Origin of the sequence: Polyangium mundeleinium, from assembly GCF_028369105.1 — a bacterium.
GTDB classification, from domain to species: Bacteria; Myxococcota_A; Polyangia; order Polyangiales; family Polyangiaceae; genus Polyangium; species Polyangium mundeleinium.
Genome location: NZ_JAQNDO010000001.1, coordinates 2,239,359 through 2,252,584, shown reverse-complemented (window position 1 = coordinate 2,252,584; position 13,226 = coordinate 2,239,359). Strand labels below are relative to the sequence as shown.

Annotated in this window: 13 protein-coding genes; all 13 read right to left on the bottom strand. The window is 70.1% G+C overall.

Features of this window, described 5'->3' with window-relative positions; all coding sequences use genetic code 11:
- Positions 1-42 precede the first annotated feature (42 nt).
- The gene (locus POL67_RS09070) at positions 43-615 is read right to left on the bottom strand and encodes a tellurite resistance TerB family protein (protein ID WP_271916766.1); all 573 of its coding nucleotides are present in this window, start codon (positions 613-615) and stop codon (positions 43-45) included.
- 72 nt (positions 616-687) lie between these two features.
- On the bottom strand, positions 688-1,815 hold the full coding sequence (gene lipA, locus POL67_RS09065) for a lipoyl synthase (RefSeq protein WP_271916764.1): 1,128 nt from the start codon (positions 1,813-1,815) through the stop codon (positions 688-690).
- A 64-nt stretch (positions 1,816-1,879) separates the two neighbouring features.
- Positions 1,880-2,986: an Rpn family recombination-promoting nuclease/putative transposase gene (locus POL67_RS09060; protein WP_271916761.1), complete on the bottom strand. Its 1,107-nt coding sequence runs from the start codon at positions 2,984-2,986 to the stop codon at positions 1,880-1,882.
- An 80-nt stretch (positions 2,987-3,066) separates the two neighbouring features.
- Positions 3,067-4,164: an S-methyl-5-thioribose-1-phosphate isomerase gene (gene mtnA, locus POL67_RS09055; protein ID WP_271916759.1), complete on the bottom strand. Its 1,098-nt coding sequence runs from the start codon at positions 4,162-4,164 to the stop codon at positions 3,067-3,069.
- On the bottom strand, positions 4,161-4,481 hold the full coding sequence (locus tag POL67_RS09050; protein ID WP_271916757.1) for a hypothetical protein: 321 nt from the start codon (positions 4,479-4,481) through the stop codon (positions 4,161-4,163). The genes mtnA and POL67_RS09050 overlap by 4 nt, the downstream gene beginning before the upstream one ends.
- 4 nt (positions 4,482-4,485) lie before the next feature.
- A complete protein-coding gene (locus POL67_RS09045) occupies positions 4,486-5,334 on the bottom strand; it encodes an SDR family oxidoreductase (protein ID WP_271916755.1) in 849 nt (282 codons plus the stop codon).
- Positions 5,335-5,400: 66 nt separating this feature from the next.
- A complete protein-coding gene (locus POL67_RS09040) occupies positions 5,401-6,237 on the bottom strand; it encodes a hypothetical protein (protein WP_271916752.1) in 837 nt (278 codons plus the stop codon).
- Positions 6,238-6,240: 3 nt separating this feature from the next.
- A complete protein-coding gene (locus POL67_RS09035; RefSeq protein ID WP_271916750.1) occupies positions 6,241-7,893 on the bottom strand; it encodes a hypothetical protein in 1,653 nt (550 codons plus the stop codon).
- Positions 7,894-7,942: 49 nt separating this feature from the next.
- On the bottom strand, positions 7,943-9,031 hold the full coding sequence (gene cmr6 / locus POL67_RS09030; RefSeq protein WP_271916748.1) for a type III-B CRISPR module RAMP protein Cmr6: 1,089 nt from the start codon (positions 9,029-9,031) through the stop codon (positions 7,943-7,945).
- Between the two features lie 4 nt (positions 9,032-9,035).
- Complete coding sequence (locus tag POL67_RS09025; protein WP_271916746.1) at positions 9,036-9,407, bottom strand: type III-B CRISPR module-associated protein Cmr5; 372 nt, start codon at positions 9,405-9,407, stop codon at positions 9,036-9,038.
- Positions 9,407-10,306 carry a type III-B CRISPR module RAMP protein Cmr4 gene (gene cmr4 / locus POL67_RS09020; protein ID WP_271916744.1) on the bottom strand — a complete coding sequence of 300 codons (900 nt, stop codon included), beginning with the start codon at positions 10,304-10,306 and terminating at the stop codon, positions 9,407-9,409. Before cmr4 ends, POL67_RS09025 begins: the two co-directional genes overlap by 1 nt.
- Positions 10,303-11,475 carry a type III-B CRISPR module-associated Cmr3 family protein gene (locus tag POL67_RS09015; protein WP_271916742.1) on the bottom strand — a complete coding sequence of 391 codons (1,173 nt, stop codon included), beginning with the start codon at positions 11,473-11,475 and terminating at the stop codon, positions 10,303-10,305. Before POL67_RS09015 ends, cmr4 begins: the two co-directional genes overlap by 4 nt.
- On the bottom strand, positions 11,472-13,226 hold the full coding sequence (gene cas10 / locus POL67_RS09010; RefSeq protein ID WP_271916741.1) for a type III-B CRISPR-associated protein Cas10/Cmr2: 1,755 nt from the start codon (positions 13,224-13,226) through the stop codon (positions 11,472-11,474). Before cas10 ends, POL67_RS09015 begins: the two co-directional genes overlap by 4 nt.

Genomic DNA, 13,226 nt, shown 5'->3' with positions numbered 1-13,226 from the left:
CGCGCGTGATGCGCGTGATGGAGCAAGCGCGAGCGCCAGCTTTCAGACGGCGCCGAGGGCCTCGGTGGCCTCGGTGATCGCCGCGTCGACCGCCGCCGAACCGAGCGTGAAACGCTGCGCGAGCCGCTCGAGCAAGGCGCGCTCGGAAGGACGGATGCCGCCCGACGCGCGCGCCATGATCGCCGCGATGCGCAGCACTTCCTGCTGGTGATCACGATGCGTGATCATCTGCGCGATGTGCGCGACGCGCTCCTCTTCGCTCTCGCGTTTGTGCGCCGAGGCGAGCTCACCGAAGAGCGCCTCGATCTGCTCCGCCGAGACCTTGCCATCGCAGCCGATGCCCACGATGGAGCGGAGCACGGCGTCCTCGGTCGTGGTGAGCGGACCATCGGAGGCAGCCACGAGGTACGCGCTCTCGACCGTGCCCTCGAAGAGCGCAGCCGCCGCAGGATCGAAGCCGGAAGGGGCCGTGGCCTCGTCCCCCATGGGGCGGCTCTGCGCGAGGCGCGCAGCTTGCGCCAGGATCGAGTGCTGCACGCCGCGCGGGGCGTTCGGCCCAGGCCGTGCGATGCACTGCGTGACGCGCTCGAGGAACTTCTCGTCAGGGGAGCTCATGCCGGGGTCCTTCCCTAAGACGCCCCTTTTCACACACTCCGACCCAAACGCCAAGCCCCGGCGCCCAGGACGTCAGCGCCGCACGAGCGACGCCGCCGGAACGAGGCCCGCCGACGCGGCCCTGGCGCCGATCGACGCTCGGGGCTTCGGGTCGCCTTCGGCGCCCTGCGCCCCGAACCCCAGCGGGATCTCGACGCTCGCAGGAGCGCCGAGCTCCAGGGCGACCCGCGCAGCTTCCCGACGCGCGACGTCGAGCCGCGCATCGAGCTCGGCCTGCACGTCGCCGCCCTCACCGCCCTTGCCTCGCAAGAGGCTGCGCAGGAACACCTCGGCGGCGCGGTAACTCGACCGAACGAGCGGGCCGGACGCGGCGTAGAGGAAGCCCATCGCGAGGGCTTCTTCCTCGTAGCGCGCGAACGTCTCCGGCGGGACGAACCGCAGGACCTCGTGATGCTTGGGCGTGGGCCGGAGGTACTGGCCGATCGTGACGACGTCGACGCCAACGCCACGAAGATCCCGCATCGTCTCGACGACCTCGTCGTCCGTCTCGCCGACGCCGACCATGATCGAGCTCTTCGTCAGTTGCCCCTCGATCCCCTGCGCCCGCGCGCGCGCCTTCGCCCGATCGAGCACAGCGAGGGACTGATCGTAGCTCGATCGCACGTCACGCACGGTGCGCGTGAGGCGGCGGATGGTCTCGACGTTGTGCGCGAAGACGTCGGGCCTGGCGTCGACGACGGTGTCGACGGCGGAGAGATGTCCGCTGAAGTCGCCGACGAGGGTCTCGACGAGGATGTCGGGGCGGAGCGACTTCAAGCGCTGCACCGTGCGGCCGACGTGCTCGGCGCCGCCGTCGAGGAGGTCGTCGCGGTTGACCATGGTCATGACGACGTACTGGAGGTCGAGCCGAGCGATCGCGCGCGCGACGTGCTCGGGCTCGCGGGTGTCGACGGCGCCGCGCGGGTTGCCGGTGGTGACGGCGCAGAAGCGGCAGCCGCGGGTGCAGACGTCGCCGAGCAGCATCACCGTCGCCGTGCCCTCGCGCCAGCACTCGCCCACGTTGGGGCAACGCGCTTCCTCGCAGACGGTGTGGAGATCGAGCTCGCGGAAGGTCTGCTTGAGGTGATGGTAGGTATCGCCGCCAGGCGCGCGGACTTTCAACCAGGGAGGCTTGGGGACGAAGCGGGAAGCGGCGGTCATGGATTCCGTTCTGGAGCCGAGGGGAGATGGCGGCAAGGGACTCGCGTGGCCGGCGAGCGTCCGGTCACGCGGGGCTGCGCCGAACGCGCGCGCGGGTCTTCGCTACGCGCGGGGAGGAGGAGGAAGGGCGCGAAGGCGGCGCGGCGCGGCGCACCTCGCCGAACACCTCGTCCAGGGTCTCGGCCGTGAGCAGGCGGACGCCCCAGCGGCTGAGCGTGGCCTCGTCCGCGTCGGCGATCTTCGTGCGCGCGGAAGCCGGCAAGGCGCCGAACCGCGCCGTGAGGAGCTTCCGCAAGAGCCGCGCTTGCCCCTCCATGCGACCTTCGACGCGTCCCTCCATGCGACCTTCGACGCGTCCCCGCTCCTCGACCTTGTCTAGCCAGGTGATGATCACGTCTCGCACCTCCGAACCCGTCGCGCTCTCCAGGATCTCGCCGACCTTCTCCGCGCCGATGCGCTGGTGGGTAGCAGCAAGATACCGTAGCAGCACTCCGAGCGCAGCAAGGCCATCCTTGGCCAGCAGCACCTCGTCGAGCGCCTGCCCGATCCGCTCGATCTCCCGCTCGAACCGTGCGTCGTCGCCCGCGACGGACAGACACCACAACACGACCTGACCGAGCGCCGTGAGCGCCCGCTCCACGAGATCCCCCGCGCGCCCGCCGCCAAGGTCGATCAGCCGCAGCTCGAACTGCGGGACGAACGGGGAAAGCCGCGGACGAACCGTCGCGTCCATCGGCACGAGATCCTGGAAAGCCGTCGCCGCCGTCCAGCCCGCCTCGCTGTGATGCACGACGATGGGGATGATCGGCGGCAGCTCCTTCAGAGCGGGTTCGTCGCGGACGAGCTGCTCCCATAACCGAAACATGTAGACGCCCATGCGAAAGACCATGAGCGGGTCGACGTCGCGCTGCTGCTCGACGAGGGCGTGAAAGTAGACGGTTTTCCCGCGGATGCGCGCCGAAAAGACAAGGTCGCCGTGGCGGTGGCGGAGCGCGCGGTCGACGAAGCTGCCTTGTTCGAGCCGCAACGTGCCCCAGTCGATCACGTCCGCGAGCTCCCTCGGCAAGGCCGCCCGGAGCAGGCCGACGGCGTGCTCGCGCTGGGAAAACGCCCACTTGAAGAGCGCGTCGTGCGGTTGGGACAAGGGATCCGGACGGCGCGGCTTCGGCATGCCCGGGACGTTTGTCCGGGTTCCCCCGGACGAACAAGTTTTACGAGATGGCAGCCCCGGGCCAACCCGGCCGAAGCGGCCTACACCCCGCTCGCCTCGCCCGCCCGCGCGATCTCCCCCGGGGCAAACTCGCCCCGCTCCGTGAAGATCGCCGTGATCAGCTCGGCCGGCGTCACGTCGAACGCCGGGTGCCGCGCCGGCACGCCTTCCGGCACCAGCACCGCGCCGCCCACCCGGACCACCTCGTCCCGGCTGCGCTCCTCCAGCGGGATGTGATCACCGTCCAGCGTCGCGAGGTCGACCGTGCTCCACGGCGCGGCCACGTAAAATGGGATGCCGTGGTGCTTCGCCAGGCAGGCGAGCCCGTACGTGCCGATCTTGTTCGCGATGTCCCCGTTCCGCGCAATGCGGTCCGCGCCCACCACGATCGCCGTGACCTCGCGCCGCCGCAGGAAATATCCGGCCATCGAGTCCGTGATCACCTCGACCGGGATGCCGTCTTGCGCGAGCTCCCACGCCGTCAGCCGCGCGCCTTGCAGGTACGGCCTCGTCTCGTCCGCCAGCACGCGCACGCGCTTGCCCGCCTCCGCCGCCGCGCGGACCACGCCGAGCGCCGTGCCATACCCGCCCGTCGCCAGCGCGCCCGCGTTGCAATGCGTGAGGATCGTCGCGCCGTCCGGGATGCGCGCCGCGCCGACCCGACCCATCCGCCGGCACGCCTCGAGGTCCTCCACGTGGATGCGCCGCGCGAGCGCCGCGAGCTCCGCCACGCGCACCTCAGCCGAGTCGCCCGCGTGCGCCTCGGCCGACGTGAGCATACGCGTGACTGCCCAGGAGAGGTTTACCGCCGTCGGCCGCGCCGCCACCAGCATGCTCGCCGCGGCGCGCAGACCGGCGACGTAACGCTCCGCGACTGCCGGGCGCAGCGCGCGCGCTGCGAGCACCATGCCGTACGCCGCCGCGATCCCGATCGCCGGCGCGCCGCGCACGACCATCGCGCGGATCGCCGCCGCGACCTCCTCGGCCGAGCGCAACGTCACGTAGACCTCGCGCGCAGGCAGATCCCGTTGGTCGAGGAGGAACACGCGGTCGCAGCTCTCCGCGAGCTCGGCCGCCGAATACCCCGCGCCCGAGAGCGCCGGGGCTGGATACCAGGGCGGGGGCGCCACCGTGGTCACGCGTGCCCCCCGTGCCCGTTCTTCGGGCCTTCTGCGGCGCGGGCGAGCTCGAGGCGACCCCGGATCTCCTCCGCCACCATGGCGAAATCCTCGGCCGCCTCGGCCTTCTTCCCCTCCAGGTAGGCCCGGAGCCCCTCGATGGCCGTGAGCGCGATGCTCGCGTTCACGCCCTTCTGCGAGAGGGACTCGATCACGTCGCCGTTCTTCAGGAGATCCTCGAGATCGTCGAACACGCTCGCGATCTCCCGGGTCGGATCCACCGCGAAGGTGATGCCCGATCCGATCGTTCGGTCGTCGTCGTCGTCGCTCGAAGCCATGGCTTCACTTCTTCTTGTCGGTCGTCTCGGTCGTCGTCGGGAGCGCCGAGAACGGGAAATGCGGCGGCTCATGGCCAGGCGCGCACTGGTATTTGGAGAAATCGGTCACGCCTTCGCTGCGCAGGAGCGTCTCGTCGATCCAGGCCTGGCCCGGCCGCGCCGAGGGCTCCTTCGTGATCAGCGCGAGCGTCGCGTCCGCGAGGATGTCGGCCTTGCGCCAGAACTCCGGGCCGCCGAGGCCGAAGTTGATGGTCGCGTAGCTCTCGATCGCCGTCGCCGGCCAGAGCGCGTTCGCCGTCACGTTGTGCGCCTTCGCTTCCTCCGCGATCGCCAGCGCGATCATCGTCATGCCGAACTTGGAGACCGCGTAGGCCCCATGGTGCGCGACCCCGTTCGCGTCCACCGGCGGCGACATCATCACGATGTGCCCCCACTTGCGCTCGATCATGTGCGGCAAGGCCGCCTGCGCGAGCGCGAACGACGCCCGCACGTTGATGCCCATCACGAGGTCGAACTTCTTCATCGGCGTCCCGGTGACGTCCGCCCACCAGAGCGCGCCCGCGTTGTTCACGAGCACGTCGAGCCGACCGAAATGCGCCACGGCCTCGGCGACCGCCGCCTGACACGCGTCCGCGTCGCGCACGTCGAGCTTGATCGGCAGCGCCCGGCGGCCGAGCTCCGCGACCTCCTTCGCCACGCTGTGGATCGTCCCCGGCAGCCGGGGATTTGCCTCGACCTCCGACTTCGCCGCGATGACGACGTCAGCGCCCTCCCGCGCACAAGCGAGCGCGACCGCCCGACCAATGCCCCGCGAGGCGCCCGTGATGAAGACAACCCTGTTCTCGAGCCGCATGGCGGGTTCCATACTGCACGCTGGCACCCTCCGCGACGGATTTCGTCGCCCGAGGGGCACGCGCGGTCAGCGCCGCCCTTTGCTCCGCTTTCGGGTCCCTTCGACGATTCGAGCCGCGTCGCGGGGGGGCTTCTTGCTTGCCTCCAAGAGCCCATCGATCCGCGCTGCCTCCGCGTTTTTCAGGCCTCCCCGGCGCAGGGCCGTGATGGCCTGCGACACGACCTCGCGCGTCTCCGGGCGCTTCGAGGCCGTCTTCGCTTCGACCCACGCGACGACCTCGGGGAAGCGCGCTGCGAGCACCGCGACCTCGGCCGGCATTCCCTCGCGGAGGGTGCGCAGGCCCTGCGATCGCTCCGCCGCGCGGGGTGACACGTCGGCGAGCGTGAACGCCTCGTCGAGCCGCGCGATCACCTCCTCCGGCCCGCGCAGCCGATCGAGGACCTCACGATCCGCGAGCGCTTGGAGCACCACGTGCGCGTGGAAGTAGCCGTCGGTCCACGACGCGAGCTCGGGCAACGTCTCCTCGCCCCGCTCGCGGAGCACCTCCCGTAGCGCGGAGACAATGCCCATGCGGACGAGGTGCCGCGGCTCGTCTGCGAGGTCGTGCAGCGTGCCCATGGCCCCGCGCCGGTCGAGCCCCACGAGCGCGCGCTGGGCGAGCGCGTGCGCCGCGACGATCACCGGATACTCGCCGGGGCATCCGAGCAGCGCGCGGACGAGCGCGTCCGCCTTGCCTCGGCGTGACGCGATGGCGATGCCCACGGTGCGGGCGAAGTCGAGATTCGGGCGCGTGCCGGGCAGGTTCGAGTGCCGATCGAGCAAATCGAGCAGGCCGCGCAGGGGTCCCCCTGCGAGGACCTGATCGAGGGCCGCTTCGAGCTTGCTGGGTTGTGCTTCGGGCATTTCTCAGAATCCGATCGTGGCGCCCACCTCGGGCGTCAGCACGAACGTGACCACGGGGAGCGTCACGTTCGCGCGCAGGCCGACGCTGATCGCGACCCGCTCGAGCGGCGCATACTGCAAGCCGCCGCCGAGCGCGAGAAATCCCTGCCCGGCTTGCTTGTACGCCTTCAAGGACTGCACCCGCGGCTCGACGCGGCTGCCCTCGTACGTCGGGTTGCCCGGCTTCGTGCACGGGCTGTTCTGATCGCCCGGGTTCGCCGCCCCGCAGGCGACGCCGTCCTCGAGCACCTGCACGTTGACGGGCGTATCGATCTGCGCAAGCCCAGCCGCGGCGAAGACGAACGGACGCGCGCCGAGGCTGGCAAACGGGTTCTTGCCGATGAAGTAAGTGCCGCGCAGCTCCGCGTGTACCGGCAGGAAGCTCGCCTCTTCGGCGCTCGACGTACGGAACGCGAAGCCGATGCGCACGCCTGCCAGGATGTTGTCGAGGAACAGCCGGTCGTAGCCGGCCATGACGCGGATCGTGGAGAGCGCCAGGCCCCCTGAGACGTTGTTCGCGACGCCGGGCGTGGGCGCGCCGAGGTAACGGCTCCCGTCCTCGCGCACGCACACGAAGTGATCACGCTCCTGCACGTCGACCGCGCAGACGTCCTTGCCCGAGAAGATCGAGATGTCCGGCGAGATCGTGAGCGAGACCCAGTTCTTCCGCGGGCCCGTGTCCTTCGGCTCTTCGAAGGCGTCCGGCTTCTTCGTGCACTCGCCGCTGATGCACGCGTACCCCGCGTTGCACTGGTTGTCGTCGAGGCACTGCTTCGGCCCGGACTCGACCTTCACGCAGAGCTCGGGCGGGGCGAAGCCGGGCCAGCTCGGCGGCTCCCCCTCGATGCGCGCCTTGATCGCCGTGCTCAAGGGCTGCGCGCGCGAGCCCGCGCCCGTCACGATGGCGCCGTCTGCATCGGTGATCGTGATGTAATAGTCGAGCTTGCCTTCTTTCGTGACGTCGGTGCACGGCACGTTGATGCCGAAGCCGAACTCGCCGACCTTCTTCATCACGAGGGTCTTCCAGTCGCTCGCGCCCGGGGCGAGGAACGTGACCGTGACCTTCTTCGCGTCCTGCAAGAGCTCCGGCGCGAGCCGCACGTAGAGCGGCAGGGGCGTGTTGACGCGCTGCTCGGCCGGCGGCGTGTGGGTCATGCCCTGGCCCGAAGGCGCGGCTTGTCCCCCCGGCGCGGACCCGGGCGCGCCGTCGAGCTTGAGTTGCTTGCGCGCGTTCTCGTAGGCGTACTTCACCTCGCCCGAGCTCATGTCCTCGTCGGGCTTCGCGGCCTTGTCGAGGGTCAGCGCCTCGACGAACACCTCACGCGCGTCTTCGAGCTGCTTCTTGCCGCCCGCGAGCACCACGCCCAGCGCCACGAGGGCCCGCGCCTTCACGCTCGGCGTGCACTTGTCGGCGCCGCACGCATCGATCGCGGCCCGGAGTCGCTTTTCAGCCTGGTCGAACTTCGTCTCCAGGTAGTCGACATCCATCGCCTGCGTGATGGCCTTCTCGGCCTGCGCGTCCTTGGGCGCCGCCGCGTGCGCGGGCAAGGCGCAGAGGAGCGGGGAGCCAACGGCGAGCGCGAGCAGGGCGCGAGGGAAGAAACCCAAGGGACGCATCGGGCGAACTCTACCTTAACGGCGCGGGACAGGGCGAGAGCGGTGCGCGCTAGCTCCCGAGGATCCGCTTCGACAGGGCCTTCACGTCGTCCACGAGCCTCGGACTCTTCAGGGTCTTCTCGATCCTCCGGACGATCCGCCCGCGCCACACCTCGGGCGCGCTCCGGAGCGGGTCGAGCAAATCGCGCTCGATCTCCGCGAGCACCTCGCGCTGCGGCTTGCCCTCCTTCGTCTTGTCGAGCAGGGCCCCCAGCCGCGCGACGACCTCGGGCTCCGCGTCGGCCGCGCGGGGCTTTGCCTCGCCTCCGCTCGACGGCACGCGCGTCAAACGACCGTAGCCGGCCGCCGTCTTCGCGCCGATGCCCCACGCCCCGAGGGCCTCTTCGATGTACTTGCCCACGCGCTCGGCGAGCTCCTCCTCGCCCTCCGGGACGCTCCAGGCGATCAGGAACTCCGACCCGGGACGAACCGTCAGAAAGGAGACCGGCGTCGGGCTCTCGTAGTCGCTGGGCGGTGTTTGCGAGCTGTAGTAGCTGCCGTGGTGGACGGTCAGCACGTCGAGCCCGAAGGGCTTTGGCGCGCCCTCCGGGCTCCAGAGCGCGTCGTGAAAGATGACGCCGCCGCGCTGCGCGCTCTCTCCGGCGTCCGTCGCCGGCGCGCCGAAGATCCTCCGGTAGACGTCCCCGGGACCACGCTCGATGCGGCGCCCGTCCCATTGCACGCCGCGGAAAGGCTCGCGCTCCGGGTCGACTTCACCAGGCGCGGGCCCGTACGTCGCCTGCACATACGCGGCCACGAGCCCTTTCAACGACGAGCCGGGGATCACGGGGACGCCCCATGTCCGGTGGAAGGTGAGGCCCACCTCGGTCGCGGAGGGAACCCCGGTCCCCACGAGCAGCCGCGACCGGGCCCTCATCCGGAAGGAATGGGCCTTCATGCGCCCGAGCGCGGCCTCCCAGCGCCGGAAGGCTTCGTCATATCCCTTGGGCGTGGAGAGCTTCACGATGGACTGGAGCCGCCGGTCGAGCTTCTTCCGCTCGTCCTCGGTGCCCAATACCTTCGCCGGCGCGTACACGTCGTGCACCAGCCCCGCGTGGGTGTCCGTCTGGACGTCGAGCTCGTCGAGCACGTTCCGCACGGCGTCATTTCCTTTCCGGGATCGTCGCCTGGACGGCCCGGCGAAACCAGATCGCGAGCTTCAGGACCTCTCGTGTCACGAGCATGTATTCGGGCACCTGGAGACCACGAATGTCCCCGGGCAGCGTATCGCCCTTCCTTCCATCGAGGTGGGGGAGCGACGCCGCGGCGAGATCGTCGAGGAACCGCCCGGCCGCCTTGGTTCGGGGCTTCTCGCGCTCGATGAACGAAATGGCCGCCGCGAGACCATTGCGCTGCACCGTCGGGGCGAGGCCATGGACGAGGACCTTGTACTCGTCCTTCAAGCCGGCCTCCACGGCGGCCTTTACCCTTGCGTAGGCGTGGAGCGCTCGCTCCTGATCGCGCGTGCGGGGCATCAGCGATCTCCCTGGGCCGGGAAGGGCAGAATGCGGCACTGGCCTCGCCCGATGGTGGCTTTGCCGCCGAACTGCACGTATTCGAGCTTGTCGAGCGCCGCATCGAGGACCGCTTCGGCGCGCATCTCGACGCCCTTCTTGTAGCTCCGGTCGGCCGCGAGCACGCCAACGAGCAACGTCTCGGCGGGCAGGCTCTCCTCCGTCCACAAGGCGCCCTCCGCGACCGTTCCCCTTTCGGGATCGATACGGATGCGTGTATCGACCTGGGTCGCCGTCTCCCACAAGAACGTCATCGTCTCGTCGTCGACCACGACGAGGCGCCCCTCGAACACCCCGCGCTCCGCCTCGGGGAACCGTTCGAGCAAGAACTTCGACCACGACGCCACGCGCTCGTCCTTCTTCGCTTCGAGGTCGAGATCCTCGAGGTAGACCTTGCCGTCCGTGTGCTGGTTCTTCGGCTCACGCGACACGAGCGCACGCGGCCCGTCGAAGGGCGCGATGGGCCCGGGGAGCCCGGCCACACCTTCGAGATCGCGCCGTGCCCATTGCAAGAGCAGCGGCGACGTCACGAGGGCGAACGTGCCTCGAAAGCTCCGCACGGGCAGCGCGAGCAGCCGCGCATCCGAGGCCACGACCGCGCCTGCGTGATCGAAATCGGTATCCCCCTCGGGCCCCTTGATCTTGCGCAGGGGCCCGAAGAGCGCGAGGAAGGTCGCGTCCGCCTCTCCTCGCCTCCGGCGCTGCTCCTCGCGCAGGACGCCTTTGATTGCCGACCCCGGGACCAGAGGGACCCCCGTCGACCGCATGCGCGCGATGGGCAGATCGATGACGTCCACCGCCTGGCCCGTGCCGACGTGCAAAGGCGAGAGGGCGTGGAGCAGATAGGGGCGGGTCTTCATGCGTTTTCCTTGCGCTCGGGGATCCATCGACCGGGGAGCACGACACCGAGGCCGTCCTCGGTCCCGCGCCCCCATTGCGTGAGCCAGAGCGCGCGAAGCTCGGCTCGCTCGAAAGGGGCGCCGTCCTGCTTGACGAAGAAGTACACCGAACCCGCGGGCACGAGGCGGCGCGTGGGCTTCGGCGCGCGCTTGGCCATGTCCCAGCCCGAGACGTCCTCGGGCCCCGGGACGAGCGCGGACCGAAGCACGACCTTCCCATCGACGTGCGGCAATCGGCCGACGTAGACGTGTTCCGCGGTGGCCTCGAATCCATCCGGCACGACGCCGCGCTCGAAATGCGCAGGCGTCGCCAAGACGAGGCGCAGGCCCGGCGTCGCCACCAGCCGATCGTCCGGGGGTGCGAAGAGGGCGGCTTCGACGGCCTCCTGGGGCGCGAGGCGGCGGCGGTTGCCCAGCGTGATCGGTCCGGGCGGGAGCGTCAGCCCCTCGGGGAGCTGGACGGAGACGCCGAGGGCCCAATCGCCCCCCTCCGAGGAGGTCGTCTCCACGATTTCCGAGGAGAACATCATCGATGGTGTGGCGGTGAGCGTGTCCGGCTCGAGGGTCACGTGCACGTCCGTGCGCCGGGACGGCACGAGCGTCGGTGCGGCGTGGATGCTCGGAATCTCGTCGCTCCACAGCCATTGCATCATGGCGGCGTCGGACCAGAACGGCGGAGGCCTCTGGGCCTTGCCCTTCTTGCCCGGGTACGGGCGCCACAGGGCTTCGAGCGCGGGCTCCTTCTGACCCGCGAGCGTGCCGCCGCGCGGGGGCTCGGGGGAGAGCCGCGTGAGGAGCGACGCCTCGCCCGAGGATGTATGGAGCGCATCCGAAGGCGTGGGCCATACGCGGTGCTCCGGCGCGAACGCATGGCCACGCGGCCTGTAGAGGGTGATGACCTTTTCCAGCGCGAGCGCGCGTGTCCTCTCCTCGTATTCGCTGGGCGGGAGGAGCCGTCCCTCGTGCTCCATGATCCCTCGCCCGAGGGCTGCGCGGAGCGCGCCGCGAATCGTGGGCGGCAGGGGCCACGCGTGTCCATGGCCGCGACCGATTTCACTCGTGTAATACCCGCGGCCATCCTTGCTGAAGATGCCGTCGCGGGGACGGAGGGCGAAGTGGACCAGGCTCATCGCGCCTCTCCCTTCTTCACGCTCGGCTCGGCTCTCGCGAGGAAGGCGGCCACTTCCATGCGCCCGCACCACGCCTCGATGGCCACATGCATCCGAGCGTAATCGTCCCCTTCGAGGTCGAGGCCAAGCGCGGCCGGGTCCGGGGCTGCGGCCCCCGCGCCGAGCTCGGACCTCGCGAGCGTCGCGCTTGTATCGAGCCGGAGGAGCCGCGCCCAATGCGCGGCGTCGTCGAGCCGTTCCTCGCGATGCGGCAAGCGCCGCAGCATGGCGGCGACCTGGTGGACCTTCTTCATGGGCAGCGTGGCGAGCGTGGCGATGTCCTTTTGAAGGATCGATAGGGGGTCGGCATCGAAGCGCGCGATATACGCCTTGCGCGCGCCGGTATGCATCTCGACGAGGAGGGCGAGGGAGTCTCGTTCGACCTTCGCCGCTTGCTCCGCTTCACGGCCGAGGGCCAGGAGGTCGCCGAGGCTCTCGAGCACGTGCCCGAGACCGATCCCCACCGACAACGTCGGCCGGGGCGCCGCGCCGGGCAGCGATTCATCCATGAGGGCGATGAATTGCTCGCGCAGCGCCTTCGCACACGCGAGCGCGTCCGGGATCGTCACGAAGGCGAGGACATCGTCGCCGCCCGCGTACACGACGACGCCGTGGTGGTCCCTCTCCACGATCTCGCGCGCGATCTCCGGAAGCCGCGAGAGCTTGCGCGAAAACCGCTGATGCGCCTCGGCGCTCTCCAGGGAATCGATCGCCGCGCCCATTCGATCGCCGTCCGCGACGAGGCAAGCGACGTACGGGTGCGGCTCGCCGAGGAGGTCGTGGAGCGGCTCGATGTATTGCTTGCCGAAGGCGCGCGGTGATTCGGGAATGCCCAGGTCGTCGAAATACGGCTCCCATCGGTCGGGGAGGAAGATCTGCGCGTCGAAGGGGAACGGCTCGACCCACGGGCGGCCCTTCGATCGAACCTGCGGAAAGCCGAGGCGCCTGCATGCCTCGAGGAGCTTGCGCATCGGCTCCTGGCATTGGGGTGTCTGCCGCGCGCGCGTGGTGTACGCGGCGAGCCCGATCGTGGGAAGGGGGACGAACTGCCCCGGCTCACCGCCCGCGCGCTTCAGCAGGCCGATGGCGTCGAGCTCCTCGCGGAGGCCAATGCGATATTGCTGGAACAGAGGATGCTTGCGCGTCTCCTTGCGGGGTTCGCCGCCCACGAGGACGGTCTCGCGCGCGCCGTCGAGGCTCGACTTGTGCGCGCCGCCGCGCTGGCGCTCGAAGGGCACGAAGTCGCGGAGCGTCTTTCGTGCGGCAAGCTCCTCCTCGACCCGTTCGCGCGCGCCGCGGTAATCGTCTTCGGAGAGGGGCACGTAGGCCGCGAAGAACTCGACGAGCGTGTCGATCTGCTCGTCGGCCGCCTCCCTCGCCGCGGGGTCGAGAAGGGCGGAGAGCTTCTCGCGAAGGGTCTCCCAGCGCGCGCGGAGCGCTTTGTTCACCGCGGTGCGCGCCGCCTCGGCAGCCGTCTTGGGATCCTGCTCGACCTCGGCGAGGATCTTGTTGGCGATGTCGCCCGTGAGCTCGCCTTTTTCGTCGAGCGCGGGGAAGATCAGCTTCGTGCCGGGAATCGACGCGAGCGCGCGCGCCGCGGCCCGGCTGAGCTCGACGAGCAGATGGCTGCCAAACCAGAGGTCACGCGTGCGCCGCGCCTGGGCGATGAAGGCCTGCACCGGCCCGATGTGCACGAGGAGGAGGTGCGGCAT

Bases quoted from the DNA above. Each gene is read 5' to 3' on its own strand.
- lipA (WP_271916764.1), bottom strand. From the start codon at position 1,815: ATGACCGCCGCTTCCCGCTTCGTCCCCAAGCCTCCCTGGTTGAAAGTC.
- POL67_RS09035 (WP_271916750.1), bottom strand. From the start codon at position 7,893: ATGCGTCCCTTGGGTTTCTTCCCTCGCGCCCTGCTCGCGCTCGCCGTT.
- POL67_RS09060 (WP_271916761.1), bottom strand. From the start codon at position 2,986: ATGCCGAAGCCGCGCCGTCCGGATCCCTTGTCCCAACCGCACGACGCG.
- POL67_RS09050 (WP_271916757.1), bottom strand. From the start codon at position 4,481: ATGGCTTCGAGCGACGACGACGACGACCGAACGATCGGATCGGGCATC.
- POL67_RS09025 (WP_271916746.1), bottom strand. From the start codon at position 9,407: ATGCCCCGCACGCGCGATCAGGAGCGAGCGCTCCACGCCTACGCAAGG.
- POL67_RS09040 (WP_271916752.1), bottom strand. From the start codon at position 6,237: ATGCCCGAAGCACAACCCAGCAAGCTCGAAGCGGCCCTCGATCAGGTC.
- POL67_RS09070 (WP_271916766.1), bottom strand. From the start codon at position 615: ATGAGCTCCCCTGACGAGAAGTTCCTCGAGCGCGTCACGCAGTGCATC.
- cmr4 (WP_271916744.1), bottom strand. From the start codon at position 10,306: ATGAAGACCCGCCCCTATCTGCTCCACGCCCTCTCGCCTTTGCACGTC.
- POL67_RS09045 (WP_271916755.1), bottom strand. From the start codon at position 5,334: ATGCGGCTCGAGAACAGGGTTGTCTTCATCACGGGCGCCTCGCGGGGC.
- POL67_RS09015 (WP_271916742.1), bottom strand. From the start codon at position 11,475: ATGAGCCTGGTCCACTTCGCCCTCCGTCCCCGCGACGGCATCTTCAGC.
- cas10 (WP_271916741.1), bottom strand. From the start codon at position 13,226: ATGCCGCACCTCCTCCTCGTGCACATCGGGCCGGTGCAGGCCTTCATC.